This window comes from Streptomyces sp. NPDC020845 (assembly GCF_044334165.1).
Lineage (GTDB): Bacteria > Actinomycetota > Actinomycetes > Streptomycetales > Streptomycetaceae > Streptomyces.
Genome location: NZ_JBIRSJ010000003.1, coordinates 608,566 through 633,591, shown reverse-complemented (window position 1 = coordinate 633,591; position 25,026 = coordinate 608,566). Strand labels below are relative to the sequence as shown.

At 71.9% G+C, this 25,026-nt stretch carries 25 protein-coding genes; 13 read left to right on the top strand and 12 right to left on the bottom strand.

Annotation, left to right across the window (positions count from 1 at the left end):
• Nucleotides 1-3 precede the first annotated feature (3 nt).
• The 5 genes from ACH4U7_RS09970 to ACH4U7_RS09950 form a co-directional block, all read right to left on the bottom strand.
• Nucleotides 4-1,278: a hypothetical protein gene (locus tag ACH4U7_RS09970; RefSeq protein WP_398527463.1), complete on the bottom strand. Its 1,275-nt coding sequence runs from the start codon at nt 1,276-1,278 to the stop codon at nt 4-6.
• Nucleotides 1,279-1,527: 249 nt separating this feature from the next.
• Nucleotides 1,528-2,820 (bottom strand): DUF6986 family protein, encoded by a 1,293-nt coding sequence (locus ACH4U7_RS09965; protein ID WP_398527462.1) that lies wholly within the window; start codon nt 2,818-2,820, stop codon nt 1,528-1,530.
• A gap of 177 nt (nt 2,821-2,997) precedes the next feature.
• Nucleotides 2,998-3,960 carry an electron transfer flavoprotein subunit alpha/FixB family protein gene (locus tag ACH4U7_RS09960; protein ID WP_398527461.1) on the bottom strand — a complete coding sequence of 321 codons (963 nt, stop codon included), beginning with the start codon at nt 3,958-3,960 and terminating at the stop codon, nt 2,998-3,000.
• Nucleotides 3,961-4,020: 60 nt separating this feature from the next.
• Nucleotides 4,021-4,827, bottom strand: a complete 807-nt coding sequence (locus ACH4U7_RS09955; RefSeq protein WP_398527460.1) for an electron transfer flavoprotein subunit beta/FixA family protein — start codon at nt 4,825-4,827, stop codon at nt 4,021-4,023.
• 196 nt (nt 4,828-5,023) lie between these two features.
• On the bottom strand, nt 5,024-5,362 hold the full coding sequence (locus ACH4U7_RS09950; protein ID WP_385613362.1) for a TlpA family protein disulfide reductase: 339 nt from the start codon (nt 5,360-5,362) through the stop codon (nt 5,024-5,026).
• 251 nt (nt 5,363-5,613) lie between these two features.
• On the opposite strand from ACH4U7_RS09950, the gene ACH4U7_RS09945 reads away from it, so the two are divergent.
• Nucleotides 5,614-6,342: a lysophospholipid acyltransferase family protein gene (locus tag ACH4U7_RS09945; RefSeq protein WP_398527459.1), complete on the top strand. Its 729-nt coding sequence runs from the start codon at nt 5,614-5,616 to the stop codon at nt 6,340-6,342.
• 109 nt (nt 6,343-6,451) lie between these two features.
• On the opposite strand, the gene ACH4U7_RS09940 is transcribed toward ACH4U7_RS09945, so the two are convergent.
• From ACH4U7_RS09940 to ACH4U7_RS09930, 3 genes are read right to left on the bottom strand one after another with little or no spacing between them, the layout of a single operon-like run.
• Nucleotides 6,452-7,543: a threonine aldolase family protein gene (locus ACH4U7_RS09940; RefSeq protein ID WP_398527458.1), complete on the bottom strand. Its 1,092-nt coding sequence runs from the start codon at nt 7,541-7,543 to the stop codon at nt 6,452-6,454.
• On the bottom strand, nt 7,522-8,307 hold the full coding sequence (locus tag ACH4U7_RS09935) for an SDR family NAD(P)-dependent oxidoreductase (protein ID WP_398527457.1): 786 nt from the start codon (nt 8,305-8,307) through the stop codon (nt 7,522-7,524). The genes ACH4U7_RS09940 and ACH4U7_RS09935 overlap by 22 nt, the downstream gene beginning before the upstream one ends.
• A gap of 59 nt (nt 8,308-8,366) precedes the next feature.
• On the bottom strand, nt 8,367-9,773 hold the full coding sequence (locus ACH4U7_RS09930) for a DUF6421 family protein (RefSeq protein ID WP_398527456.1): 1,407 nt from the start codon (nt 9,771-9,773) through the stop codon (nt 8,367-8,369).
• 273 nt (nt 9,774-10,046) lie between these two features.
• Here ACH4U7_RS09930 and ACH4U7_RS09925 point away from each other — a divergent pair, with 273 nt between their 5' ends.
• A complete protein-coding gene (locus tag ACH4U7_RS09925; RefSeq protein ID WP_398527455.1) occupies nt 10,047-10,730 on the top strand; it encodes a glycerophosphodiester phosphodiesterase in 684 nt (227 codons plus the stop codon).
• A gap of 36 nt (nt 10,731-10,766) precedes the next feature.
• Here the strand turns inward: ACH4U7_RS09925 and ACH4U7_RS09920 are convergent, their stop codons facing one another.
• Complete coding sequence (locus tag ACH4U7_RS09920) at nt 10,767-11,321, bottom strand: GNAT family N-acetyltransferase (RefSeq protein ID WP_398527454.1); 555 nt, start codon at nt 11,319-11,321, stop codon at nt 10,767-10,769.
• Between the two features lie 108 nt (nt 11,322-11,429).
• Between ACH4U7_RS09920 and ACH4U7_RS09915 the strand changes: the two genes are divergently transcribed.
• Nucleotides 11,430-11,822, top strand: coding sequence for a VOC family protein (locus tag ACH4U7_RS09915; protein ID WP_398527453.1), 393 nt, complete (start codon nt 11,430-11,432; stop codon nt 11,820-11,822).
• Nucleotides 11,823-11,915: 93 nt separating this feature from the next.
• Nucleotides 11,916-12,512 (top strand): GNAT family N-acetyltransferase, encoded by a 597-nt coding sequence (locus ACH4U7_RS09910; protein WP_398527452.1) that lies wholly within the window; start codon nt 11,916-11,918, stop codon nt 12,510-12,512.
• Nucleotides 12,513-12,540: 28 nt separating this feature from the next.
• On the opposite strand, the gene ACH4U7_RS09905 is transcribed toward ACH4U7_RS09910, so the two are convergent.
• On the bottom strand, nt 12,541-13,497 hold the full coding sequence (locus tag ACH4U7_RS09905) for an SDR family NAD(P)-dependent oxidoreductase (protein WP_398527451.1): 957 nt from the start codon (nt 13,495-13,497) through the stop codon (nt 12,541-12,543).
• A 174-nt stretch (nt 13,498-13,671) separates the two neighbouring features.
• Here ACH4U7_RS09905 and ACH4U7_RS09900 point away from each other — a divergent pair, with 174 nt between their 5' ends.
• From ACH4U7_RS09900 to ACH4U7_RS09880, 5 genes are all read left to right on the top strand, one after another.
• Nucleotides 13,672-14,283: a DUF5134 domain-containing protein gene (locus ACH4U7_RS09900; RefSeq protein ID WP_398527450.1), complete on the top strand. Its 612-nt coding sequence runs from the start codon at nt 13,672-13,674 to the stop codon at nt 14,281-14,283.
• 107 nt (nt 14,284-14,390) lie between these two features.
• On the top strand, nt 14,391-15,326 hold the full coding sequence (locus ACH4U7_RS09895; protein ID WP_398527449.1) for a M56 family metallopeptidase: 936 nt from the start codon (nt 14,391-14,393) through the stop codon (nt 15,324-15,326).
• Between the two features lie 104 nt (nt 15,327-15,430).
• Nucleotides 15,431-16,123: a phosphatase PAP2 family protein gene (locus ACH4U7_RS09890; RefSeq protein WP_398527448.1), complete on the top strand. Its 693-nt coding sequence runs from the start codon at nt 15,431-15,433 to the stop codon at nt 16,121-16,123.
• Nucleotides 16,124-16,149: 26 nt separating this feature from the next.
• Entirely contained in the window at nt 16,150-16,860 is a 711-nt protein-coding gene (locus ACH4U7_RS09885) for an HAD family hydrolase (RefSeq protein ID WP_398527447.1), read from the top strand.
• A gap of 179 nt (nt 16,861-17,039) precedes the next feature.
• On the top strand, nt 17,040-17,738 hold the full coding sequence (locus tag ACH4U7_RS09880) for a TetR/AcrR family transcriptional regulator (RefSeq protein WP_398527446.1): 699 nt from the start codon (nt 17,040-17,042) through the stop codon (nt 17,736-17,738).
• On the opposite strand, the gene ACH4U7_RS09875 is transcribed toward ACH4U7_RS09880, so the two are convergent.
• A complete protein-coding gene (locus tag ACH4U7_RS09875) occupies nt 17,729-19,186 on the bottom strand; it encodes an LVIVD repeat-containing protein (RefSeq protein ID WP_398527445.1) in 1,458 nt (485 codons plus the stop codon). The genes ACH4U7_RS09880 and ACH4U7_RS09875 overlap by 10 nt on opposite strands.
• Before the next feature lie 227 nt (nt 19,187-19,413).
• On the opposite strand from ACH4U7_RS09875, the gene ACH4U7_RS09870 reads away from it, so the two are divergent.
• From ACH4U7_RS09870 to ACH4U7_RS09860, 3 genes are all read left to right on the top strand, one after another.
• Nucleotides 19,414-20,121 carry a DUF305 domain-containing protein gene (locus ACH4U7_RS09870; RefSeq protein ID WP_398527444.1) on the top strand — a complete coding sequence of 236 codons (708 nt, stop codon included), beginning with the start codon at nt 19,414-19,416 and terminating at the stop codon, nt 20,119-20,121.
• A gap of 197 nt (nt 20,122-20,318) precedes the next feature.
• The gene (locus ACH4U7_RS09865) at nt 20,319-21,665 is read left to right on the top strand and encodes an FAD-dependent oxidoreductase (RefSeq protein ID WP_398527443.1); all 1,347 of its coding nucleotides are present in this window, start codon (nt 20,319-20,321) and stop codon (nt 21,663-21,665) included.
• A gap of 251 nt (nt 21,666-21,916) precedes the next feature.
• Entirely contained in the window at nt 21,917-23,323 is a 1,407-nt protein-coding gene (locus ACH4U7_RS09860; RefSeq protein WP_398527442.1) for a nucleobase:cation symporter-2 family protein, read from the top strand.
• Here ACH4U7_RS09860 and ACH4U7_RS09855 read toward each other — a convergent pair.
• Nucleotides 23,228-23,611, bottom strand: a complete 384-nt coding sequence (locus ACH4U7_RS09855; RefSeq protein WP_398527441.1) for an ArsR/SmtB family transcription factor — start codon at nt 23,609-23,611, stop codon at nt 23,228-23,230. The two genes, ACH4U7_RS09860 and ACH4U7_RS09855, sit on opposite strands and share 96 nt — an antisense overlap.
• Nucleotides 23,612-23,925: 314 nt before the next feature.
• Between ACH4U7_RS09855 and ACH4U7_RS09850 the strand changes: the two genes are divergently transcribed.
• The gene (locus ACH4U7_RS09850; RefSeq protein ID WP_398527440.1) at nt 23,926-25,023 is read left to right on the top strand and encodes an NADH:flavin oxidoreductase/NADH oxidase; all 1,098 of its coding nucleotides are present in this window, start codon (nt 23,926-23,928) and stop codon (nt 25,021-25,023) included.
• Nucleotides 25,024-25,026 lie beyond the last annotated feature (3 nt).

Genomic DNA, 25,026 nt, shown 5'->3' with positions numbered 1-25,026 from the left:
GGCCTACCGACCGCCGCGCCCGGTGGGCGCCCGGGGGCGGGCCGCGCGGGGCCGGGGCACCCGGCCGGTCGCGGCCAGCAGCGCGATCGCCGCGAGCGCGGCCAGCAGAACCAGCGTCAGGAGCAGCACCGTTGCCGCGGTGGGACGGTTCCAGAGGCCGAACGCGGCGGCCGTCGGCAGCAGCACCCCGAACGTCAGCCCCCGGCGGTGGCCCGCGGCCCAGGCGCCGACCCGCCCGGTGCGCAGCCCGCGCGCCGCGCTCCAGCGCGCGGCGGAGTCGGCGCCGCGGTCGGCGCCCTTGCGCGCCGCGCGGGGCAGTCGGCCGGGTCCCGCCAGGTAGGCGCCCAGCGCGACGGCGAGGCCGAGCACCCCCGCGGTGCGGACGGTGGTCCACAAACCGCGCAGCAGCGTGTCGTATACGGCCGCGGCTGCCGCCCGGGGCAGCACGCTCGGCGGCAGATGGGCGAGCCAGTACCGGCGGGCGACGGCCAGGCCCGCGCCCAGGGCGAGAGAGGTGACGGCGGTCCCCAGCGCGGCGCGGGCCAGGGCGCGGCGGCGCCGGCGCGCGAGCAGGACGCCCGAGGTGCCGAGCAGCGCGGTGAGCCCGGGCAGCCAGACACCGGCCAGGTCCAGCAGGCGCGCCCCGAATCTGACCCGGCCCAGTTGGTCGGAGTGGAACAGGACCATGCGCCGGTCGACGTCGGGGATGGCGCTCGCCGAGGAGAGTCCGACGTTCAGCAGCTGCCGCTTGACCTTCTTGACGGCCGCGCCCACGTCCAGGGTCACGGTGTCGCCGTCCACCCCGACCGCCCCGTGCCCCTCGCCGGTGAGCACATGCACGAGAGCGGAGTGGCCGGCCCGGTTGGCGCCGACCCACACCGCCGGGAACTGGTCGCCGCGCACGACATGCGCCGCCACCCTCGTCAACGCCTGGTCGACGGCCGGGTCCAGCTTGAGCCCCAGCCCCTGGACGGCGTCGGCGGCCTTGGGCGAAACCCCCTGGCGGCGGAGCCAGGAAGCGATGTCCGAGGTGAGGTCCCGGCCGCTGCGGCGGGCGTTCAGGGCTTGGCGTACGTGCCGCAGCGCGGCGTCCTGGATGGCCGGGTCCTTGGCGAGCGGGGAGACCGTCGCCATGTAGCGGCCGGTGTCGAGGAGAACGTCGTGGAGCCACACCGACACCAGGGACACCGGTACGAGCAGACAGGCGAGCGAGATCAGCAGCCCCGACGCCGCGCTCCTGGCGATCCCCCCGGCGCGCCGGACCCCGCGACGGCACACCCGGCCGCCCCGTGCCCCAGCGGCTGAGTGGTCGTGCGGTGGCTTCGTCGGGAGCTTCGGTGTCGGGGGCTTCGTCGTCGGGGGCTTCGGTGTCGGGGGCTTCGGTGTCGGGGGGCCGGCCGGTGACTCGTCGGGGGCGCCGGTCATGACAACATCTCCCGCCTTCCCCGGCGGGACCGCATCCCGGGTGAGGCGTCGGAGTGAAGCGCGCGGAGTCGGGCCCGGCGGAGCTCTCCCGGCCCGGCGGGGTCAACTCGTGGCGGGGGCCCGGCCCGACAGGGTGTTCAGGGCGGCGCGGTCCAGGCCGGTCAGCCGCTCCACCTCCGCGCCGTCCACCGCGCCGCAGTCCAGGCCGCGCAGCAGATAGCCGCTGAGGGCCTTGGCCGTGGCCGGTTCGTCGGCGATCGCGCTCCCGGCGCCGCCCGCGCGGTCGACGTACGCGGCCAGCCGGGCCGCGGCCTGGGGCAGGCCCTCCCGGTAGAAGCCGTAGACGGCGGCGTAACGCGTCGGCAGATGGCCGGGGTGCATGTCCCACCCCTGGTAGTACGCGCGCGCCAACGACCGCCGTACCAGGCGGTGGTGGAGCCGCCAGGCCTCGTGGACCTGCTCGGACGAACCGACGGGCAGAACGTTGGTCGAGCCGTCGGAGAGCCTGACGCCGGTGCCCGCGGCGGCGACCTGCATCACGGCCTTGGCGTGGTCCGCGACGGGGTGGTCCATGGACTGGTGGGCGGCGCTGACCCCGCAGGAGGCGCTGTAGTCGAAGGTTCCGTAGTGCAGCCCGGTGGCCCGGCCCTCGGCGGCGTCGATCATACGGGCGACGGTGGCGCGGCCGTCGGGGCCGAGGATCGCCTGGGTGGTCTCGATCTGGATCTCGAAGCCGATCCGGCCCGCGGCCAGGCCGTGCGCCCGCTCGAACGCCTCGCACAGCCGGACCATGGCGGTGACCTGCTCGGCGTAGGTGACCTTCGGCAGGGTGAGAACGAGTCCGCCGGGCAGACCTCCGGCGTCCATCAGCGCGGTGAGAAAGATGTCGAGGGTGCGGATGCCACGGTCGCGGACGGCGGCCTCCATGCACTTCATGCGGATGCCGACGTACGGCGGCGCGGTGCCGTCCGCGACGGCGGCGGCGACGAGCGAGGCCGCGCGGGCGGCCGCGGCGTCCTCCTCGGCGTCGGGGCGCGGGCCGTAGCCGTCCTCGAAGTCGATGCGCAGATCCTCGATGGGCTCGCGCGTCAGCTTGGCGCGCATCCGCGCGTAGACCGGCTCGGCGAGGTCGTCCTGGATGCCGAGGACGGCGGCCAGCGCGGCGGCGTCGGGGGCGTGTTCGTCGAGCGCGGCGAGCGCCTGGTCGCCCCAGTCGCGGACGGTGCCCGCGGTGTAGAGGTCGGCGGGGACGTAGACGGTGTGGACGGGCTGGCGGGTGCCGGGGTCGCCGGGGTAGCGGCGGGCGAGTTCGGCGTCGACGCCGGCGAGGGAGGCGGCGATTCCGTCACGTACGGCGCCGGGAAGACTGGTCGTGAACGTCTCCTGCTGCCCCATCCCCGTATCCTCCATCACACCAGCCAGCCTTTCCGAAATGCGGAATCCATAATCCGCACAGCGAAGTTATCTGCGGCTCGACCCCAGGTCAACACCCTCCCTCCTTCGCCAGAAACGCACGCGGCCCCCACGCACGGAGCGTCGTCCGCGCATGAGGGCCGTCCAGTGGCAGAGGCGTCAGCCCTTACGGGCCTTGATCTCCTCGGTCAGCTGCGGGACCACCTCGAAGAGGTCGCCGACCACGCCGTAGTCCACGAGGTCGAAGATCGGGGCCTCGGCGTCCTTGTTGATGGCCACGATCGTCTTGGAGGTCTGCATACCGGCCCGGTGCTGGATGGCGCCGGAGATGCCGGTCGCGATGTACAGCTGCGGCGAGACCGACTTGCCGGTCTGGCCGACCTGGTTGGTGTGCGGGTACCAGCCCGCGTCCACCGCGGCGCGCGACGCGCCCACGGCGGCGCCGAGCGAGTCGGCCAGGGCCTCGACGAGGGGGAAGTTCTCCGCGCCGCCGACGCCACGGCCGCCGGAGACCACGATCGCGGCCTCGGTCAGCTCCGGGCGGCCGGTGGACTCACGCGGGGTGCGGGCGGTGACCTTGGTGCCGGTGGCCTGCTCCGAGAACGAGACCTCAAGAGCCTCGACGGCACCGGCGGCCGGGGCGGCCTCCACGGCGGCCGCGTTCGGCTTGACGGTGATCACCGGGGTGCCCTTGCTGACCCGGGACTTGGTGGTGAACGCCGCGGCGAACACCGACTGGGTCGCGACCGGGCCCTCGTCGCCGGCCTCCAGGTCGATGGCGTCGGTGATGATGCCCGAGCCGATCCGGACCGCCAGCCGGGCGGCGATCTCCTTGCCCTCGGCGGAAGAGGGGACGAGGACGGCGGCCGGGGAGACGGCCTTGTAGGCGGCCTGCAGCGCGTCCACCTTCGGTACGACCAGGTAGTCGGCGTACTCCGCGGCGTCGTGCGTGAGCACCTTCGCCGCGCCGTGCTCGGCGAGCGTCGCGGCGGTGTCGGCTGCGCCGTTGCCCAGGGCGACGGCGACGGGCTCGCCGATGCGGCGGGCCAGGGTCAGCAGTTCGAGGGTGGGCTTGCGGACGGCGCCGTCCACGTGGTCGACATAGACGAGGACTTCAGCCATGGGAATCGATCTCCTGCGGAAAAAGTGCGGGCGGTTGGCGGTGCGTCGGGCGCGGCCGGGTCAGATGAACTTCTGGCCCGCCAGGAACTCGGCAAGCTGCTTGCCGCCCTCGCCCTCGTCCTTGACGATCGTGCCCGCGGTACGGGCCGGGCGCTCCGCGGCGCTGTCGACCGCGGTCCAGGCGCCCTCCAGGCCGACCTCGTCCGCCTCGATCTCCAGGTCCTCCAGGTCCCAGGAGGTCACCGGCTTCTTCTTGGCGGCCATGATGCCCTTGAAGGAGGGGTAACGGGCCTCACCCGACTGGTCGGTGACCGACACGACGGCGGGCAGCGAAGCCTCCAGCTGCTCGCTCGCGGTGTCCCCGTCACGGCGGCCCTTCACTGTGCCGTTGGGGCCGCCCTCGACCGAGACCTCCGACAGCAGCGTGACCTGCGGGACGCCCAGGCGCTCGGCGAGCAGCGCCGGCAGCACGCCCATGGTGCCGTCGGTGGAGGCCATACCGCAGATCACCAGGTCGTAGCCGGTCTTCTCGACCGCCTTGGCCAGCACCAGCGAGGTGCCCAGCGCATCGGTGCCGTGCAGATCGTCGTCCTCTACATGGACGGCCTTGTCGGCACCCATGGACAGCGCCTTGCGCAGCGCGTCCTTGGCGTCCTCGGGGCCGACGGTCAGCACGGTGATCTCGGCCTCGGCCCCTTCCCGCCGACGCTCCTCCGCGATCTGCAGCGCCTGCTCCACCGCGTACTCGTCCAGCTCGGAGAGCAGGCCGTCCACATCGTCGCGGTCGACAGTCAGATCTTCGGCGAAGTGCCGGTCGCCGGTGGCGTCGGGCACGTACTTCACACAGACAACGATCCTCAAGCTCACGCCGGCTCTCCTACTGCATCGTCTCTTCGTGCTGCCTTGTCCAGGCAGCATAGGCGCCTTCGGGTGCGGATTCCGGCCGGTCGGCGACCGGGGTGGGCCCTGCACCGATCGAAATATTACTCGTCAGTACACCCAGGTCGTTCCCCGTAAGCAACCCGGTTGAACTGTGACCTTGCCAACGGCAGCCGTCGGCGGATCAGACCGCCGCGCCGAGCGCCGCGATCACATCCGCCGTACGCGGCTGCCCGGCCGCGCGGCGCACGATACGGCCCGCGGCGTCGAGCACCAGCACCGTGGGGGTCCGTACGACATCCAGTCTGCGCACGAGGTCCAGTCGCGCCTCGGCGTCGATCTCCACATGCGCCACGCCGTCCACCATCCGGGCGACATCGGCGAGGACGCGCCGGGTGGCCCGGCACGGCTGGCAGAACGCGCTGGAAAACTGCACGAGCGTCGCCCGCTCCCCCAGCCGCGCACCCAGTTCCGCGGCGTCCAGCCGCCCGCCCTGGTCACCCTCGCCCTGTCCGCTTCGCACCCGCTGTCCTTTCGATCGTCCCTCTCGATCGTCCCTCGACGGATGCAGCACCGGATCCCCGGGGGACATTCCTCCCCGCGCCCGCCCCGGCGCACGCCCGTCCGCCGACGTGATGAGGATCTCGCGGCCCCAGGTGTTCGCCCGGTAGGCAGACGGGCGCGATATGGGGCACCATCTGCCAGAAGCCCAGAACCTACGGCCGCGTAACTTCCGTCGGGAGAGCCCTCCCAGGAAACGAGAAGGGTCCCCCCATGGCAGAGCTCGTCTACCCGCCGGTGATCGGTGTCGCCCGCACCATGTTCAAGGCACTGGACCTGCGCTTCGACATCAAGGGCACCGAGAACATCCCCAAGCGGGGCGGCGCGGTACTGGTGAGCAACCACATCGGCTATCTGGACTTCGTCTTTGCCGGACTGACCGCGCGTCCGGCCAAGCGGCTCGTCCGCTTCATGGCCAAGGACTCGGTCTTCCGGCACAAGGTCGCCGGTCCGCTGATGCGCGCGATGAAGCACATCCCCGTCGACCGCGCGGCGGGCATGGACGCCTACCGCCACGCGCTGAAGGCGCTGCGCTCGGGCGAAATCATCGGGGTGTTCCCGGAGGCGACGATCTCCCAGTCGTTCGCCCTCAAGAACTTCAAGACGGGCGCGGCCCGGCTGGCCCAGGAGGCGGGCGTACCGCTGCTGCCGATGGCGCTGTGGGGCACCCAGCGGCTGTGGACCAAGGGCCACAAACGCGATCTGGGCCGTAACCACTTCCCGATCACGATGCGGGTGGGCGCGCCCATGGAGGCCGACCCGACCGAGCCGTCCGACACGCTCACCGAGCGGCTGCGCTCCCGGGTGCAGGAGCTGCTGGAGGCGGCGCAGCGGGCGTACCCGGTGCGGCCCAAGAACGAGGACGACACCTGGTGGGTCCCGGCCCACCTCGGCGGCACCGCGCCCACCCCGGCCCAGGCGGCCGGTCTCGACCGCCGCTGACCCCGCTCCGTACGGGCCCTGTCCGACCGGGCCCGCTCCGTACGGACCCTGGCCGACCGTGCCCTGTCCGACCGGCTGTTCCATCGGCCGGACAGAGCCCGGAGCGGTGCTACGCCTTGCCCATCTCCTCGCGAAGCGCGGCGACGAACCCGTCGACGTCCTCCTCGGTCGTATCGAAGGAGCACATCCACCGCACATCGCCCGCTGCCTCGTCCCAGAAGTAGAAGCGGTAGCGCTTCTGCAGGCGCTCGGCCGCGTCGTGCGGCAGCCGGGCGAAGACGGCGTTGGCCTGGACCGGGTGGAGGATCTGGACTCCCTCGACCGTACGGACCCCCTCGGCCAGCCGCCGGGCCATGGTGTTGGCGTGGCGGGCGTTGCGCAGCCACAGGTCGCGGGCGAGCAGCGCCTCCAGCTGTACGGAGACGAACCGCATCTTGGACGCCAGCTGCATGGACAGCTTGCGCAGATGCTTCATACCGCGGACCGCGTCCGGGTTGAGGACCACCACGGCCTCGCCGAAGAGCATGCCGTTCTTGGTGCCGCCGAAGGTCAGCACGTCCACGCCCGCCACATTGGTGAAGGAGCGCATCGGCACGTCCAGGGACGCGGCCGCGTTCGCTATCCGGGCCCCGTCGAGGTGGACCTTCATACCGCGCTCATGGGCGTGGTCGCAGATGGCGCGGATCTCGTCCACCGTGTAGACGGTGCCCAGCTCGGTGTTCTGGGCGATGGAGACGACCTGGGGCATGGCCCGGTGCTCGTCGTCCCAGCCGTACGCCTCGCGGTCGATGAGCTCGGGGGTGAGCTTGCCGTCCTCGGTGGGAACGGTGAGCAGCTTCAGCCCGCCCACGCGCTCGGGAGCCCCGCACTCGTCGACGTGGATATGCGCGGTGTCGGCCGCGATGACCGCGCCCCAGCGGTCGGTGAGCGCCTGGAGGGCGACCACATTGGCGCCGGTGCCGTTGAAGACCGGGAAGGTCTGCGCCGCGGCCCCGAAGTGGCTGCGCATCACCCGCTGGAGATGCTCGGTGTACTCGTCCTCGCCGTAGGCGACCTGGTGGCCGCCGTTGGCGAGGGCGAGCGCGGCGAGGACTTCCGGATGGGCTCCCGCGTAGTTGTCGCTGGCGAATCCGCGCAGATCGGGGTCGTGGTGGCGGCGGGCGTCGGTGCGCCCTGGGTTCACGGCTTGGGGGTCAGCCACAGACGGGTTCCGTTCACTTCCCGGGCGGGCCGGTCCCAGAGTCCGGCGATGGCCTCGGCCAGCTCCTTGACGTCCGTGAAGCCCGCGAACTTCGCGTTGGGGCGCTCCGCTCGCATGGCGTCGTGCACCAGCGCCTTGACCACCAGGATGACAGCGGCCGCGGCCGGGCCGCCCTCGTCCCCCAGCTTCCGGAAGGAGTCGGCGAGCGCGAGGGTCCATGCCTCGGCGGCGGCCTTGGCGGCGGCGTACGCGGCGTTGCCGGCGGTGGGCTGGGAGGCGCCCGCCGCGCTGATCAGGACATAGCGCCCCTTGCCGCTGCGCAGCAGGGCGTCGTGGAAGGCGAGCGAGGTGTGCTGGGCGGTCCTGATCAGCAGGTTGTGCAGGGTGTCCCAGTCGGCGAGCGGTGCGTCGGCGAAGCTCTTGCCGCCGCGCCAGCCGCCGACCAGGTGCACCAGTCCGTCGACCCGGCCGAACTCCTTCTCGATGCGGTCGGCCCATGCGCGGGCCGCGCGCAGATCGAGCAGGTCGACGGTGTCGCCGGTGACGGTGGCCCCGCCGTGGGCGTAGCGGGCGGCGTCCACGGCTTCGGCCAGCCGGGCGGGGTCCGCGTCGGAGGCGATGACGGTGGCCCCGGCCTCGGCGAGGCGGAGCAGCACGGCGCGGCCCGCCGGGCCCGCGGCGCCGGCCACCGCGACCACGGCTCCGTCCAGGGGCCCCTTGCCGTTCGGCTCGTTCGGGGTGGGGCTCGACGTCGGTGTGGTCATGGTCGTCGCCTCCTCGGGCGCTCCGCTCATCCCTGCCATCGGCTTCCCTGCCATCGGCTTCACGCGGCCGCCTTGACGTCGCTGTCGGCCGTGATGCCCTTGGTGGAGGCGACCACGGCGCGCAGCTTCTTGGCAAGCGCCTCGTAGAACATGCTGAGCGGGAACTCGTCGGGGAGCACGTCGTCCACCAGCTTGCGCGGCGGCTGGGTGAGGTCGAGGGCGTCGGGGCCCTTGGCCCACACCGAGCCGGGGTGCGGGGCCAGATAGGACGAGACCAGCTCATACGCCTTGAACCAGTGGACGAGCTTGGGGCGGTCGATGCCGTCGCGGTACAGCTTCTCGATCTCGCCGCACAGCTGGTTGGTGACCTGCGGGGCGCGGACCCAGTCGATGTGCAGGGTGTTGTCCGTCCAGCGTACGACGTCGTGCTGGTGCAGATAGGCGAAGAGCAGCTGGCCGCCGAGCCCGTCGTAGTTGCGTACGCGGTCGCCGGTGACGGGGAACCGGAACATCCGGTCGAAGATCACGGCGTACTGGACGTCGCGGGCCTGGGCGATCCCCTCGGCCTCCAGCTTCACGGCCTCCTTGAAGGCGGTGAGGTCACAGCGCAGCTCCTCCAGGCCGTACATCCAGAACGGCTGGCGCTGCTTGATCATGAAGGGGTCGAAGGGCAGATCGCCATGGCTGTGGGTGCGGTCGTGGACCATGTCCCACAGGGCGAACGCCTCCTGGCAGCGCCGCTGGTCGGCGAGCATGTCCCGGACGTCCTCGGGGAGCTCGATGCCCAGCGCCTGGACGGCGGCCTCGCTCACCCGCCGGAAGCGGGCGGCCTCGCGGTCGCAGAAGATCCCTCCCCAGCTGAACCGCTCCGGGACCTCACGGACGGCGATGGTCTCGGGGAAGAGCACCGCGGAGTTGGTGTCGTAGCCGGAGGTGAAGTCCTCGAAGGCCAGGCCGATGTAGAGCGGGTTGTCGTAGCGGGTGCGCTCGAGCTCGGCCAGCCAGTCCGGCCACACCACGCGTACGACCAGCGCCTCGAGGTTGCGGTCCGGGTTGCCGTTCTGCGTGTACATCGGGAAGACGACCAGGTGCTGCAGGCCGTCGGCGCGCCCGCGGGCGGGCTGGAAGGCGAGCAGCGAGTCGAGGAAGTCCGGCACCCCGAAGCCGCCCTCGGCCCAGCGGCGGAGATCGGCGACGAGCGCCTGGTGGTACGCGGCGTCGTGCGGCAGCAGCGGGGCCAGCTCCTCGACGGCCCGTACGACCTGGTCGACGGCGTCCTGGGCTCTGGCTCGGGGTGGAGCGCCGTCGGCCTCGAAGTCGATCGAACCGTCCCTGGACTGCCAGGGCCTGATGGCCTCCACGGCGTCCTTGAGCACGGCCCAGGACGGGTGCTCCACTACGCGATCCACACGCTCCGCAGGCAGAATGACACCCTCCGCCACCGTAGACGAAAGAATTTCCGTCATAACCACACCTCCACCGAAGAAACTCGCGTAGAGACACCGTATCCAGCGACTGTTCTCCGGCTCAAGTGGGGCCACCGGAAATTATCCTGCCCCGCCCCCTCCCCACCGATGTTTTTCCTGTAGGACATGGCTCGGTCATGGATCGGTAGCCGAGCCGCGCCTCTGCCGCGGCCCTGCCTTAACCCCCGCGTCGCGGTGGGCCGTTACGCTGAGCGCCGGTCCGGGCAGCCGCCTCAGCACGACCAGCAGAGCCGACAGAAGAGCGAGACACCGTTGACCTTTCTCACCATCGGACACCGCGGAGTGATGGGCGTCGAGCCGGAGAACACCCTCCGGTCCTTCCTCCGGGCCGAGCGCGAGGGCCTGGACGTCATCGAGCTGGACCTGCATCTGAGCAAGGACGGCGAGCTCGTGGTCATGCACGACGCCGACGTGGACCGCACGACCGACGGACAGGGGCCCATCAGCGACTTCACCCTCGCTGAACTGCGCGAGCTCGACGCCGGGCAGGGTGAGCGCATCCCGGTCTTCGAGGAGGTCGTGGACGCCGTGCAGGCGCCCCTCCAGGCGGAGATCAAGGACACCGCGGCCGCGCGGGCCCTCGCCGAGGTGATCACCCGCCGCAATCTGCTGGACCGCGTGGACGTGCTCTCCTTCCACGACCAGGCCATCGCCGAGATCCGCACCCTCCTGCCGACCGCCCGCACCGCGCTCGTCGCCAGCCGCTACGGCCTCGATGTGATCGACCGGGCGCAGGCGGTCGACGCCGGGATGCTGGTCCTCAACATCCGCCGGATCACCCTCGAGCTCGTACAGCGCGCCCACGCGGCCGACCTCAAGGTCATCGGCTGGACGGTGAACACCCCGGACCATCTAAGGCTGGCCCGCGGCCTCGGCCTGGACGGGGGCACCACCGACTACCCGGAGATCAGGCGAGCGGCCCGCTACACGGCGTGACCAGGCTCCTGGGGTTCGGCTTCTGGTGGGCCGGCCTCACGCCAGCGGCTTGACCAGCAGCTCGAACTCGAGATCGGTGCGGCGCGGGATGCCGAAGCGCTCATCTCCGTACGGGAACGGCGTCATCTCCCCCGTACGGGCGTAGCCGCGCCGCTCGTACCACGCGATCAGGTCCTCGCGGGCCGAGATCACCGTCATACGCATCTCCCGCGCACCCCACTCGGCCCGCACCCACCGCTCTGCCTCGGCGATGATCACCTTGCCGAGCCCGGCGCCCTGGAGCGCCGGCCGCACCGCGAACATCCCGAAGTAGGCATGGTCGCCGCGGTGCTCCAGCTGGCAGCAGGCCACCATCTCGCCACCCCGCTCGACCACCAGCATCCGGCCGTTCTCCCCCGTCACCACGGCCGCGACCCCCTCGGGGTCGGTGCGCTGCCCGCCCAGGATGTCGGCCTCCGTCGTCCAGCCCGCCCTGCTGGAGTCCCCGCGATAGGCCGACTCGATCAGCGCGACCAGCTCCGGCACATCGGCCGCGGTCGCGGCCCGGAAAGTCGGCTCGGCGGCGGGCCGGGTGGCGTCCACGGTCTCCATGAGGTCGGATGTCCTTTCCTTGCGGTGTGCCCTGCGGTGTGCCCCGCGGTGTGCGACACCGCCCTGCGGCGGCAGTCGACCTTAACCCGGGATGCGTAAGGTCGCGCCATGGTGCATGTACTGAGCAGCCGCACCCTGCTGCGGCCGACCGACCCCGAACGCTCCCGTGCCTTCTACGGCGAGACCCTGGGCCTCGTGGTCTACCGGGAATTCGGCGAGGGCCCCGAGCGCGGCACGGTCTACTTCCTCGGCGGCGGCTTCCTCGAACTCTCCGGCCGCTCCGACACCCGTCCGGCCCCTGGCCTCCAGCTGTGGCTGCAGGTCGCCGACGTCGCGGCGGCCCATGAGGAGCTGATGGCCCACGGGGTCGAGGTGGTGCGGCCACCGCTGAAGGAGCCCTGGGGGCTGATCGAGATGTGGATCAGCGACCCGGACGGGGTCAGGATCGTTCTCGTGGAGGTCCCGCACGATCATCCCCTTCGCTATCGACCGGGGACGTAGGACGGCTGGAGCCTGGACGGCGCCAAGTGGGCATACTTGGGAACGGCCGTTCACCTTTATCGAAATCGAATCGATCGCGAAGGACCTGGTGGCGTGATCCCTGCCCGGCTGAAAGCGGAGGCGACCTCGTCGGCGCCCGCCCTCGTGCTGCGCCCCTGGAGCCCGGCGGACGCCGCCGACCTCGTCGAGCTGTACCGGGACGACGTATTGCGCCGCTGGACGAGTTCGGCCGTGGACGACGAGTCGGGCGCGGCACGATGGATCCAGGAACGGCAGCGGGGATGGGAGACGGGGGACCGCTTCACTTTCGCGGTCGTCGAAGCCCGAACCGCGGCGTCCGAGGGGCGGTTGGCGGGCCATGTGGCGCTCAAGAACGTCACCTCCGGCGTGCCGTCGGCCGAGGTCGGCTACTGGACCGCGGCGCACGCACGCGGCCGGGGAGTCGCCCCCCGGGCGCTGCGGGCCCTCACCGACTGGGCCTTCGCCGCCTTCGCCGCCGACGGACTGACGCGTCTTGAGCTGCTGCACCAAGTGGACAACGCGGCGTCATGCCGCGTGGCGCAGAAGAGCGGATACGACCTGGCCACGCTCCTGCCCGCCGCGCCACCCGCGTTCCCCCGCGACGGCCATCTGCACATACGGTCCCGGTCAGCGCAGGTGACCGCGCTCGTCGACGCGACGCGTCGGTGAGCGCCGAGGCCGGGTCCGAACCGGCGGTTTACGAGAACGCGTCCAGGCTCGTGAGTTCGCTGGACAGCTCCCACAGCCGGGCCGCCGCGGCGGGGTCCACGGCCCAGGGTTTGACCCCGCCGATCAGCATGTCGTCGGTCGTGGCGGGCTCGGCGATATCGCAGTCCTGGCAGTACGCACCGCCGTGGCCGTCCAGCAGGGGCGAGGTGGCGGCCCATACGGCCGTCGCCGCGCCCTGGGCGGGCGTCTTGAAGCCGTCCGCGGGTGTGCCGTCGGCGGTGATCCAGCCTTGGGCGATCTGCTCGTCGCGGGGGATGTGCCGTTGGAGTGGGGTGAGGATGCTGCCCGGGTGGAGGGCGAAGGCGTGGACTCCGCTGTGTGCGCCCAGCGTGTCGAGGTGCAGGGCGAAGAGGGCGTTCGCGGTCTTGGACTGGGCGTAGGCGAGCCATCGGTCGTAGCCCGCACGGAAGTGCAGGTCGTCCCAGCGGACAGCGGAGAGGAAGTGGCCCGAGGAGGCCACGGACACCACCCGCGCCCCGCCGGGGGCCAGCGCCGGGCGGAGGCGGTTGACGAGGGCGAAGTGGCCGAGGTGGTTGATCGCGAAATGCGCCTCCCAGCCGGGGCCGACGCGGGTCTCGGGGCAGGCCATGACGCCCGCGTTGTTGATGACGATGTCGAGGGCGCGGCCGGTCTCCAGGAAGCGGTCGGCGAAGGCCCGTACGCTCTCCAGATCGGACAGCTCCAGCTGCCACGCCTCCGTCCCCGCGATGCCGCGCAGGGCCTCCTCGGCGGTGGCGGGCCTGCGGGCCGGGACGACGACGTGGGCGCCGGCCCGGGCGAGGGCCCGGGTGGTCTCCAGGCCGAGACCGGAGTAGCCGCCGGTGACCAGGGCGGTTCTGCCCGACAGGTCGATGCCGGTGAGTACGTCGTCCGCCGTGCTGTGCGCGCCGAAACCGCTGCCGATCTTGTGTTGCTCGGTGCTCATGTCCCGGGACGCTAGGACTTGGAGTGCACACAAGGTCAAGATCGTGACTTCGGGCCCTGGGGCGGGGCCCCGGGGCGGGGGGGATCGCGCTCCCCCGTTGCCCCCGTGCGCTCCCGTGTGCGGGGCGCTCGCCGGGCAGCCTCCGGGGGATCCGTCCGTCCCGGGAGGTGCGCCGTGCACGGACCACCGCTGGTCGGCTGGCTGCTGGTCGCGCTGTGCGCGGCCACGGGGTCGTACTGCCTGCTGCGGATGCGTGGCGAGCCGCCCGGCCGGATGCGGCGGGCCGCGGGGGCGGAGGCGCTGATGGGGTGGGGGATGGCGGTGATGGCGGTGCCCGCCACGGCGCTGGATCCCCGGCCGTGGGGCCCGCCCCTGCTCGCGGCGGTGTTCGCCGTGGCGGCCGTACGGGCGCTGCTGCCCGCGTGGCACGGCGGCGGCAGGACAGCACTGGGGCACCATCTGCACCACGCGGTCGGGGCGTTGGCGATGGTCTATATGGCGCTCGCGATGGCGGTGAGCGCCCCGGCTGGGGGCCCCGGCCACGCCGGACACGCGGCGCAGGGGCGGGTGCCGGGCGGCGTGCCGGCGCTCACCGCCGTGCTGCTCTCGTACTTCGCGGTGTACGTGGTGTGGTCGGCGACCCGGCTGGCGCCGGCCGGGGCGGCCGGGGCGGGCGGGGCGGGCGGGGGCTCCGGTGGCCTCGCCTGGTCGCGGCGGCCCGAACTGGCCGACGCGTGCAGGCTGTCCATGGGGATCGGGATGCTGGCGATGTTGCTGACGCTCTGAGTCGGCGCCCGGGGCCGATCTCGCCCGGCCTCCGGTGATCGTGGCGTACGTCACTTCCGGCCGCAGGACCGTACCGGCCCCGACACCGCGCTCATAAGGTAACGGCCATGATGGTCCCGCTCGCGCTGATGGGCCTCGGCGCCCTGGCGGCGGCAATGGCGCCCCGCCTGCTGGCCCGGTCCGACTGGGCCGACCGCGAACCAGTGCTCGCCCTGTGGGTGTGGCAGTGCGTGGTGGTCGCCGTGTTGCTGTGCTGCGGGCTGACCATGGCGCTCACCGCGGCGGCGGCCTCGCAGGCCGTGCGCGGAAATGTCTTCGCCCCCGCGCCCCACGGCGTGGTGGAGGCGTACGCGCTGTCCGCGTACGGACCCTGGGCCGCCCCCGTCGCACTAGCCCTGGCCTGCGGCGCAGTATGGACGGCACTGATGCTGACGCGCGAGATCGGCCGGGCGCGGACGCGGCGCAAGCAGCGGCGGGCCGAACTGCTCGACCGCTGCCCGGCGTTGCCCGGCGAGGAGCCCACCGGGGACCGGCTGGTGGTACTGGAGGGCGAGCGGCCCGAGGCGTGGTGGCTGCCGGGCACGCCGCCCCGGCTGGTCATCACCACGGCGGCGCTGCGCCGCCTCAAGGGCCGTCGGCTGGACGCCGTACTGGCGCATGAGCAGGGGCACGCCCGGGCCCGCCACCACTGGCTGCTGCACTGCTCGTCCGCGCTGGCCACGGGCTTTCCGCAGGTGCCGGTGTTCGCGGCCTTCCGCGACCAGGTGCACCGGCTGGTGGAGCTGGCCGCCGACGACTCCGCCTCGCGCCGCTTCGGGCGGCTGACGACCGCGCTCGCGCTGGTCGAACTGAACGAGCACCGCGGGGTGTTCGGACCCGTCCCTGCCCAGCTCGCGGAGGTCCCGCGGCGGGTGGACCGGCTGCTCGCCCCCGCCGCGCGGCTCACCCCCGCACGCCGCCTGCGGCTGACGGCCGCGGCGGCGCTGGTCCCCGTCGTGCCGCTCGTGGTCACGCTGGTCCCGGCGCTGCGGGTGCTGGGCTGAGCGGAGCGTAAACCCTTCGCCGGGGGGGGCGGGACACGCGCCCTTCTTCCGCGCCCGGCAGCCCTGGCCGACGCGCGCACCCGTCAGTGCGCGATCATCGTCCTATGCACGTCTCAAGGCTCCGTGCCGTACGTACCGCCGCCGTCCTGACCGTGCTGTTCCTGGTCCTGCTGATCCTGGTCGTGGCCCGCTGGGGTCCGCTGGAGGACGCCGACGGGGACATCGCCGAAGCCCTGCACCGGACGGCGGTGACGCACCACGGCTGGACCGACGCCAACAGAGTGCTGACCGACTGGGTGTGGGACCCCTGGACGATGCGAGCGGGGACGGCGCTGCTCGTCGGTTGGCTGCTGTGGCGCCGGGAGCGGCTGCTCGCGCTGTGGGTCGTGGCCGCCTCCGCCGCGGGGACCGCGCTCCAGCAGGGCGTCAAGGCGGCGGTCGGCCGGGAGCGCCCGCACTGGCGGAACCCGGTGGACTCGGCGCACTATGCGGCCTTCCCGTCCGGCCACGCCCTCACCACCACCGTCGCGTTCGGGCTGCTGCTGTGGGTGATGGCGCTGTGCGGGGCGCGGCGGGCGTGGCTGAGGGCAGCGGCGCTGGTGGCCGCGGTGTCCGTGGCCGGCGTGGGGTTCACCCGCGTGTATCTGGGGGTGCACTGGCCCTCCGACGTACTGGGCGGCTGGCTGCTGGGCGCCGCCCTGGTCTGCGCTGCGGCGGCCGCGTACCCGTACCCCCGACGGGTCCCGCCGGGCCGTCAGGACGAGTCGGTGCGGGAATCGCCCGATACGCCCCCGTGAGGGGGCTCGCCTGGAACGATGAGGGCATGACGATCAAGGGTGCGCTCTTCGACTTCTCCGGGACCCTCTTCCGTATCGAGCCGACCGAGTCCTGGCTGCGGGCCGTGCTCGACGCAACGGGCACGGCCATCCCGGAGGAGGATATTCCGCGGTACGCGCGGCAGCTGGAGGACGCGGGAGCGCTGCCGGGCGGCGCCCCGCCCCAGGCCGTACCGCCCCACCTGACCGAGCTGTGGGGCGTACGGGACCGCCGCGCCGAGGACCACCGCGCCGCCTACACCGGGCTGGCCCGCGAGGTGCCGCTGCCCGACCCGCAGCTGTACGACGCGCTGTACGACCGTCATATGGAGCCGGCCGCCTGGCGGCCGTACCCCGACACGGCCGAGGTGCTGGGCGAGCTGCGGCGGCGCGGGGTGCGGATCGCGGTGGTCAGCAACATCGGCTGGGATCTGCGGCCGGTGTTCCGGGCGCACGGTATTGACGAGTTCGTGGACGCCTATGTGCTGTCGTACGAGCACGGCATCCAGAAGCCGGACCCCCGGCTGTTCCGGGTGGCGTGCGACGCGCTCGTACTGGCCCCGGTCGACACCGTGATGGTGGGTGACGACCGGCGGGCGGACGGGGGAGCGTCGCGGCTGGGGTGCCGGGTGCACGTGGTGGACCATCTGCCGGTGGATCAGCGGCCCGACGGGCTGCGGCCGGTGCTGGATCTCGCGGGCGGCGTCGAGACGGCCTGATTACCCTGCGAAATCCCCACAATGACCCGTCATAGACGCGGCAAAACCGTCGATTTCGGGCGATCCCCCGCGTCGCCCGAAATCGACGGAGTATCGGGGCCGCCCAGGGCACGGTGGCGGACAACCCGAGACCTCACTGAGTATATTGGCCAAGAGCCAGTCAACGCAGGAGTTACAGCATGTCCCCCCGCAGCGCTTCGGTCAATGAGGAGTTGCGCCGTCGGTCCCAGGAACGTCTGCTCCAGGCGACGGTCGAGCTGGTCGGCGAGCGCGGCTACGAGGCGACGACGCTCGCCGATATCGCCGACCGGGCGGGGGCCGCGCGCGGCCTTGTCTCCTACTACTTCCCCGGCAAGCGCCAGTTGCTGCAGACGGCCGTGCACCGGCTGATGCATCTGGAGCTGGCCAAGGGGCTCGAGCGCGAGCCGCTGCCGGAAGGCGAGGACGCGGGCCGGGAGTGGCTGGCGCGGGCGATCGACGCGATCCTGGGGCTGGCCGTGGAGCGTCCGCGGCTGATGCGGACGCATATGGCGGGCATCCTGACGGCCGAGGGGTTCATCAAGTGCGCCGAGCAGCAGCGGCTGGCCGCGCTGCTCCGCGAGACGATGGTCCGGTACGGATCGTCGGAACCGGACGCCGACTATGTGCTGTTACGCGCACAGCTGATGGGCGCGGTGGTCGCGGTGCTGCTGCCGGGGGCCCCGGTGCCGGTCGAGCGGCTGCGGGCCGAGCTCTTCAACCGCTACAAGCTGGACTGGGAGTTGGGCGTCCCGCCGGGCGCGCGGGCGGGCGATGAAACGGACGCCGAAGCGGACAGCGGAACAGGTGGTGACGCCCCGGACGGCGGCAAGCCGTCCGGGGCGGACGGTCAGCGGTAGTCGGGCTGCGTCTGTACGTTCAGCTCGCTCAGCCGCACCGACCGGGCGCCGTCGGTGCGCCGGTCGTCGATCTTGAGAACGTCGAAGCCCTTGGCGATGTCGTTCGAGTAGATGTAGCCGTTGTAGTAGTACGCGGACCAGGAGCCCCCGCCCACCAGCGTGTCGGCGGAGATGGGACCGCGCTCGAAGTAGCCGATCTCCTTCGGGTTCTTGGAGTCGGTGAACTCCCAGATGGACACGCCGCCCTGATACCACGCCTGGACCATGATGTCGCGGCCCTTGACCGGGATCAGCGAGCCGTTGTGGGCGACGCAGTTCTCGGTGTTCGCCTGGTAGCGCGGGATCTTGTAGTAGTTCCGGAAGACCAGCTTGCGCTGGTCGCCCTTGCCGACGATGTCGTAGATGCCGTCGGCGCCGTGGTCGGGGCCGACCTCGGCGTTGCAGGTCGCGGCTCCGCCGCCGCCGAGCTCGTCGGTGAACACGACCTTGTTGCCGCGCTCGTTGAAGGTCGCGGAGTGCCAGAAGGCGAAGTTGACGTTGTCCTCGACCCGGTCGATGACGCGCGGCTTGGCGGGGTCGGCGATGTCCAGCAGGACGCCGTCACCCATGCAGGCGCCCGCCGCCAGCTTGAGCTTGGGGAAGCTGGTGATGTCGTGGCAGCCGGTCGTCTTGGACACGCCCGGGTTGGTGGGCGCGCCCGGGTTGCCGCCGTCCGGGAAGAGCACCGGGAAGTCGACGACCGCCGACTTCTCGGGCGCGCGGCGCGGCACCTTGATGACGGAGATGCCGTCGTGCGGCGGCTGGCAGTCCGGGAAGGTGGCGTCCGGGGAGTACGAGGAGACGTAGATGTAGACGTTGTCCCGCTCGGGCACCAGGGTGTGGGTGTGCGAGCCGCAGGAGGTCTCGATGGCGGCGACGTACTTGGGCTCGGCCTTGTCGCTGATGTCGAAGACCTTCATGCCCTCCCAGGACGACTTCTCCGTGGCGGGCTGCGTGGTGCTGTTGCAGGAGTTGTCGCTGCGCGAGGAGTCCGTGGAGAGGAAGAGCAGGTTCCCGGAGACGCTGATGTCGTTCTGCGAGCCCGGGCACAGCACCTGGCTGACGGTCTTCGGCTGCTTCGGGTTGCTGATGTCGTAGATGACGAAGCCGTCGTAGTTGCCCGCGAAGGCGTACTTGCCCTGGAAGGCCAGGTCCGAATTGGTGCCCTTGAGGGCCTGCTTGGGGATGTTCGTCAGATGGCTGACGTTGTCGCTGTGGACGATCTCGTCCACACCGGGTATCTCGCCGTCCTCGATGGCCGCCTTGACCTCATCGGCCTGCCCCTTGGACACCCGTTCACTCTTCGGGGTGGCTCCGGGGTCGGGCGTCGCGGCCGCCGGGCTCGCGGCGAACAGCGAGGCGAGCAGGCCGAAGGCGGCTACGGCGGTGCCGAGGTGTCGGGGGCGCATCGAGGGTCTATGGCGCGTCTGGAGTCTGTGCCACGGCTTCAACTGCGTCCTCCCTTTCTTCCCGTTCGGGATCGAACGATGTGTAGACGTGGGCCCTGCGCAGTATCGCTCGATCCATGTACACCTCAACAGTCGGCAATGAATATGTAACGAAGATTCCTTGCATGGATCAGCCACTTACGTGCTAATACGGTCAGCACAGCTCGCAAAAGTCTCTGGAGGTCACGGTGTTGATCCGGCGTACGACCACGACCGCCCGTGCCGCACGCGCCGCCTCGCTCGCGGTCGCGGCGGTCGCCGCGGCCCTGGCGCTGGCCCTCACCGGCTGCGAGGCCGACGGCGGCGACAAGGCGGGCGACAAGGCCAAGGACTCCGGGCCCTCGGTGATCGCGCCGGGCAAGCCCGGGGAGGCGGCCAAGAAACTGACGGCCGAAGAGGCGGCGAAGGCGAAGGACGACGACTCCCCCAACGCGGCCGATTTCAGCTACGTACGCATGATGATCCAGCACCACCGGCAGGCCCTGGTGATGACCGCCCTGGCCCCCGACCGGGCGAAGTCGTCGAAGGTCAAACGGCTCGCCGAGCGCATCTCCGCCGGGCAGAAGCCGGAGATCGAGGCGATGAAGGGCTGGCTGCAGACGAACGGCGGCACTGACGGCATTACAGAAGGCGGCACGGCGGGCCACGAGGGCGGGCACGACCACGGCTCCATGCCCGGTATGGCCACCCAGAAGCAGCTGGATCAGCTGCGCGCCGCCAGCGGAGCCGAGTTCGACAAGCTCTTCCTCAAGCTGATGATCACCCATCACTCCGGCGCGATCTCCATGGCCACGGACGTGCTGGCGCAGGGCAACAACGTGAAGGTGGAGGAGATGGCGGACGACGTCATCGCGCAGCAGAGCGCCGAGATCCGGCGGATGCAGCAGCTCGGATAGCGCGCATCGCGCGAATCACGGACAGCTCACGGCGGGCGCCCGGCTCCGGGCGCCCGGCTCCGGGCGTCGGCCTCTGGTCCGGAACGTCAGCCTCCGGCCCCTGCCGTCACCCGGGAGCCTGTTGTCCGGCGCGTAATGCCGGACCGTAGCCCCCATCGGGTGCGATGCTGGAGACATCCTGCGGAAGGAGCTCCGCCGTGCTTCGCGTAGCAGTCGTCGGATCCGGACCGAGCGGGGTCTACGCCGCCCAGGCGCTCGTCCAGCAGCAGGCCGTGCCCGATGTGGCCGTGGATGTGCTGGACCGGCTGCCCTGTCCGTACGGGCTGGTGCGCTACGGGGTCGCCCCGGACCACGAGAAGATCAAGTCGCTGCAGAACACCCTCCGCACGGTCCTGGAGCACCCCCAGGTCAGCTTCCTGGGCAATGTACCGGTGGGGCCCGCGCCGCTGGTGCCCGAGCGGCTGCTCGGGCTGTACCACGCGGTCGTGTACTGCGTCGGGGCGGCGTCCGACCGCCGGCTCGGCATCCCCGGGGAAGAGCTGCCGGGCAGCTTCTCGGCCACCGAGTTCGTCTCCTGGTACAGCGCCCACCCCGACTCGGCGATCGACGCCTTCGCGCTGGGCGCGCGCTCGGCCGTGGTCATCGGGGTCGGCAATGTCGCGGTCGACGTGGCGCGGGTGCTCGCCCGCGGGGCGGAGGAGCTGCGCGCCACCGACGTACCGCACGCCGCCCTCGACGCGCTCGCCGACAGCCAGGTCACCGATGTGCACATGGTCGGCAGGCGCGGCCCGTCGCAGGCCAAGTTCACCACCAAGGAGCTGCGCGAGCTCGGCGCGCTGGCCGCCGCCGATGTGCTGGTGCGGCCCGAGGAACTGGCGATGGACCCGGCGTTCGCGGATCCGTCGCGGCTGCCGGGGCCCGTCCGGCGCAATGTGGAGGTGCTGCGCGACTGGGCGCGCCACGAGCCCATGGGCCGGCCGCGCCGGATCCATCTGCGCTTCTTCCTGCGCCCGGCGGCGGTGCTCGGCGAGGGCGCCGTACGGGCGGTGCGGTTCGAGCGGACCGCGCCGGACGGGATGGGCGGGGTCGCCGGGACCGGCGACTTCGAGGACCTACCGGCGCAGCTGGTCCTGCGCTCGGTCGGCTATCGGGGCGTACCGCTGCCCGGGCTGCCGTTCGCCGCGGCCAGCGGGACGGTCCCGCATGAGCAGGGGCGGGTGGTGCGCGGCGGTGCGCCCTCGGCCGGCGAGTACGTCGCGGGGTGGATCAAGCGGGGGCCGACCGGGGTCATCGGGACGAACCGGTCGTGCGCCAAGGAGACCATCGCCTCCCTTCTGTCCGACGCCGCCGCCCTCGCCGCGCGCCCGGTGGCCGAGGACCCGCGGGCGGCGCTGCGCGCGATGGGTCTGGAGCCGGTGGAGTGGCCCGGCTGGCTGCGGATCGAGGCGGCGGAGTCGGCGCTCGGGCGGGCGTTGGGGCGGCCTCGGGTGAAGATCCCGGACTGGCCCGGACTGCTGACCGCGGCCCGCGGCGCCCGGGGCTGAGCCCCTTCCAGAACACCCGCCATCCCAGAGCACACAGTCACCGCAGAACACACAGCCATCCCAGAGCACACAGTCACCGCAGAACACACAGCCACCCCGGAACACACAGCCGCCGCAGAACACCCAACCGCCCCAGAAACACACGGCGGCAACGCCCGTGAAATCAACAAGCTGTTCAAGGCTTCTATCGTCGCGCCCAGTTGTCGTGCTACCCACTCCCCAGCATTTCCGTAGCCGCAAAAGGAGCCGCCATGAAGCCCGCACGCCATCCCGTGGACGAGGTCCCGCCGCCCGGACAGCTCGCGGCCTTCGGTCTGCAGCATGTGCTCGCGATGTACGCGGGCGCGGTGGCCGTGCCGCTGATCGTCGGCGGCGCCATGAAGCTGCCGCCCGCGGATCTGGCGTACCTCATCAACGCGGATCTGCTGCTGTGCGGGATAGCGACCGTGCTGCAGTGCGTGGGGCTGTGGCGGTTCGGCGTACGGCTGCCGATCATGCAGGGCTGCACCTTCGCGGCGGTCACCCCGATGGTGCTGATCGGCACCGGGGGCGGCGGGCTGCCGGCGATCTACGGTTCGGTGCTCGTCTCGGGCCTCGCGATGATCCTGCTCGCGCCGGTCTTCGGGCGGCTGCTGCGCTTCTTCCCGCCGCTGGTGACCGGCACGGTGATCCTGGTCATCGGCCTGTCGCTGCTGCCGGTGGCGGGCAACTGGGCGGCGGGCGGCCAGGGTTCGGCGGACTTCGGGGCGCCGAAGAACCTGGGTCTTGCCGCCGGGGTGCTGATCACCGTGCTGGCCGTACAGCGCTTCGCGCCCGGCTTTCTGGGCCGGGTCGCGGTGCTGGTCGGCATCGTGGCCGGGACGGCGGCGGCCGTGCCGCTCGGCTTCACCGACTTCTCGGGGGTGGGCGACTCCGACTGGGTCGGCGTCTCCACGCCCTTCCACTTCGGCGCCCCGACCTTCGAAGCGGCTGCTGTGGCGTCGATGCTGGTGGTCGCCGTGGTGTCCATGACCGAGACGACCGGGGACTTCATCGCGGTGGGCGAGATGACCGGCCGCGAGGTCGATGCCCGGCGGCTCGCGGACGGGCTGCGCGCGGACGGTGCGGCCACCCTGCTGGGCGGGGTCTTCAACACCTTTCCGTACACGGCCTTCGCCCAGAACGTCGGCCTGGTGGGGATGACGCGGGTGCACAGCCGGTGGGTGGTGGCCGCGGCGGGCGGGATTCTGGTGCTGCTGGGGCTGGAGCCCAAGCTGGGCGCGCTGGTCGCGGCGGTCCCGGCGCCGGTGCTGGGCGGCGCCGGTCTGGTGATGTTCGGGACGGTCGCGGCGAGCGGGCTGCGGACGCTGGCCGGGGTGGACTTCCGGGACAACCACAACCTCACGGTGGTCGCGGTGTCGGTCGCCGTCGGACTGCTGCCGGTGGGCGTGCCGGGGGTCTATGAGCAGTTCCCACACTGGTTCCAGACGATCATGACCAGCGGGATCAGCGCGGGCTGCCTCACCGCCATCGCGCTCAACCTGCTCTTCAACCATCTGCCGGCCGGGTCCGGTCAGGCGGCGTCAGCGCCCGTCGCCCACCAAGCCGCCGGGGACCAGGTCCTGGCGGTCGGCGGCGAGCAGGACGCTGTCGAGCAGTCCGGGGAACAGCGCGTCTAGATCCTCGCGGCGCAGCGCGTTCATCTTGGCGGTGCCCTGGTAGATCTGGTTGATCACCCCGGACTCCCGCAGCACCCGGAAGTGGTGGGTGGTGGTGGATTTGCTCACCGGCAGCTCGATATCGGAACAGGCCAGCTCGCGGGCCTCCCCCGCCAGAGTCCGCACCACCCGCAGCCGCATGGGGTCGGACAGCGCGTGCAGCACGTCTTCGAGGCGGATGGCGTCGCGTGCGGGGTGCTCCAGCGCACGGCTGGTCGACGGTGGCGGGGCGGGGGTCTGCGGCTGCACGGCTGCTCCTAGGGCCTGGCGTCAAAGGGGGCGCCCTGCTCCCGACGCCGCAGTGACATCAGCCGCTACCGCGGCGGGCGGCACCTCGCTGCGTTGTCGCATCGCCCAAGTACGTCCAGTACGAGGGCGACGCTCCGCCTTGCGATGTACCGCACCAGACGCCGCTCGCGGCCGGACGCCCCCTTTGACGACAGACCCTAGGTGCCTCGTGACGAGATCCCATTGTACGAGAGCCCTCGTAGTTTGACGTTTGGCGTACTACGAGGGTTATCGTACGAGGGATCCACTGGCGAAGACCTGAGACGGAGCCTGCCGTGAGCGCGCTGTTCGAGCCCTACACCCTGCGGTCGCTGACCATTCCCAACCGGATCTGGATGTCCCCCATGTGCCAGTACTCCGCCGAGGTCAGCGGCCCGGACGCGGGCGTGGCCGGCGACTGGCACTTCTCGCACTACACCTCGCGCGCCGTCGGCGGCACCGGCCTGATCCTGGTCGAGGCCACCGCCGTCAGCCCCGAGGGCCGGATCAGCCCCGCCGACCTGGGCCTGTGGAACGACACCCAGACCGAGGCGTTCCGCCGGATCACCGCGTTCCTCAAGGAGCGCGGCACCACGCCGGGCATCCAGCTGGCCCACGCCGGACGCAAGGCATCGACCGACCGGCCGTGGCTGGGCGGCGGGCCCGTGGCCGAGGACGGGGGCGGCTGGCAGCCGCTCGGGCCCAGCCCGCTGCCGTTCGACGAGGGCCACCCGGTGCCCGAGGAGCTGACGGTCGAGCAGATCCATGAGATCGTGGACCAGTTCGCCGAGGCCGCGCGGCGCGCGCTGGCCGCCGGGTTCGAGGTCGCCGAGGTCCATGGTGCGCACGGCTATCTGATCGGCGAGTTCCTTTCGCCGTACAGCAACCGCCGCACCGACGAGTACGGCGGGTCCTTCGAGAACCGGACGCGCTTCGCGCTCGAGGTCGTGGACGCCGTACGCGCGGTGTGGCCGGACGAGCTGCCGCTGTTCTTCCGGATCTCGGCGACCGACTGGCTGACCGAGGACGACTCCGACGAACGCCAGGGCTGGACCGCCGACGACACCGTGCGGTTCGCGCGGGAGCTCACCGCCCATGGAGTGGACCTGCTGGACGTCTCCACCGGCGGCAACGCGGCGCGGGTGCGGATCCCGACCGGCCCGGGCTACCAGGTGCCGTTCGCCGCGCGCGTCCGGGCGGAGACCGGGCTTCCGGTCGCCGCGGTCGGCCTGATCACCGAGCCGGAGCAGGCCGAGAAGATCGTCGCGGGCGGCGAGGCGGACGCCGTGCTGCTCGGCCGCGAGCTGCTGCGCGACCCGTACTGGGCGCGGCACGCGGCGCGTGATCTTGGTGCGGTCGCCACGGCCCCGCCGCAGTACGGCCGGGCCGCCTGAGCT

What these genes read in the sequence shown, in the direction of transcription:
- ACH4U7_RS09895 (WP_398527449.1), top strand. Translation starts at nt 14,391, where the DNA reads ATGATGGTCCCGCTCGCGCTGATGGGCCTCGGCGCCCTGGCGGCGGCA.
- ACH4U7_RS09920 (WP_398527454.1), bottom strand. Translation starts at nt 11,321, where the DNA reads ATGGAGACCGTGGACGCCACCCGGCCCGCCGCCGAGCCGACTTTCCGG.
- ACH4U7_RS09880 (WP_398527446.1), top strand. Translation starts at nt 17,040, where the DNA reads ATGTCCCCCCGCAGCGCTTCGGTCAATGAGGAGTTGCGCCGTCGGTCC.
- ACH4U7_RS09905 (WP_398527451.1), bottom strand. Translation starts at nt 13,497, where the DNA reads ATGAGCACCGAGCAACACAAGATCGGCAGCGGTTTCGGCGCGCACAGC.
- ACH4U7_RS09945 (WP_398527459.1), top strand. Translation starts at nt 5,614, where the DNA reads ATGGCAGAGCTCGTCTACCCGCCGGTGATCGGTGTCGCCCGCACCATG.
- ACH4U7_RS09860 (WP_398527442.1), top strand. Translation starts at nt 21,917, where the DNA reads ATGAAGCCCGCACGCCATCCCGTGGACGAGGTCCCGCCGCCCGGACAG.
- ACH4U7_RS09960 (WP_398527461.1), bottom strand. Translation starts at nt 3,960, where the DNA reads ATGGCTGAAGTCCTCGTCTATGTCGACCACGTGGACGGCGCCGTCCGC.
- ACH4U7_RS09885 (WP_398527447.1), top strand. Translation starts at nt 16,150, where the DNA reads ATGACGATCAAGGGTGCGCTCTTCGACTTCTCCGGGACCCTCTTCCGT.
- ACH4U7_RS09890 (WP_398527448.1), top strand. Translation starts at nt 15,431, where the DNA reads ATGCACGTCTCAAGGCTCCGTGCCGTACGTACCGCCGCCGTCCTGACC.
- ACH4U7_RS09965 (WP_398527462.1), bottom strand. Translation starts at nt 2,820, where the DNA reads ATGGGGCAGCAGGAGACGTTCACGACCAGTCTTCCCGGCGCCGTACGT.
- ACH4U7_RS09935 (WP_398527457.1), bottom strand. Translation starts at nt 8,307, where the DNA reads ATGACCACACCGACGTCGAGCCCCACCCCGAACGAGCCGAACGGCAAG.
- ACH4U7_RS09915 (WP_398527453.1), top strand. Translation starts at nt 11,430, where the DNA reads ATGGTGCATGTACTGAGCAGCCGCACCCTGCTGCGGCCGACCGACCCC.
- ACH4U7_RS09930 (WP_398527456.1), bottom strand. Translation starts at nt 9,773, where the DNA reads ATGACGGAAATTCTTTCGTCTACGGTGGCGGAGGGTGTCATTCTGCCT.
- ACH4U7_RS09875 (WP_398527445.1), bottom strand. Translation starts at nt 19,186, where the DNA reads ATGCGCCCCCGACACCTCGGCACCGCCGTAGCCGCCTTCGGCCTGCTC.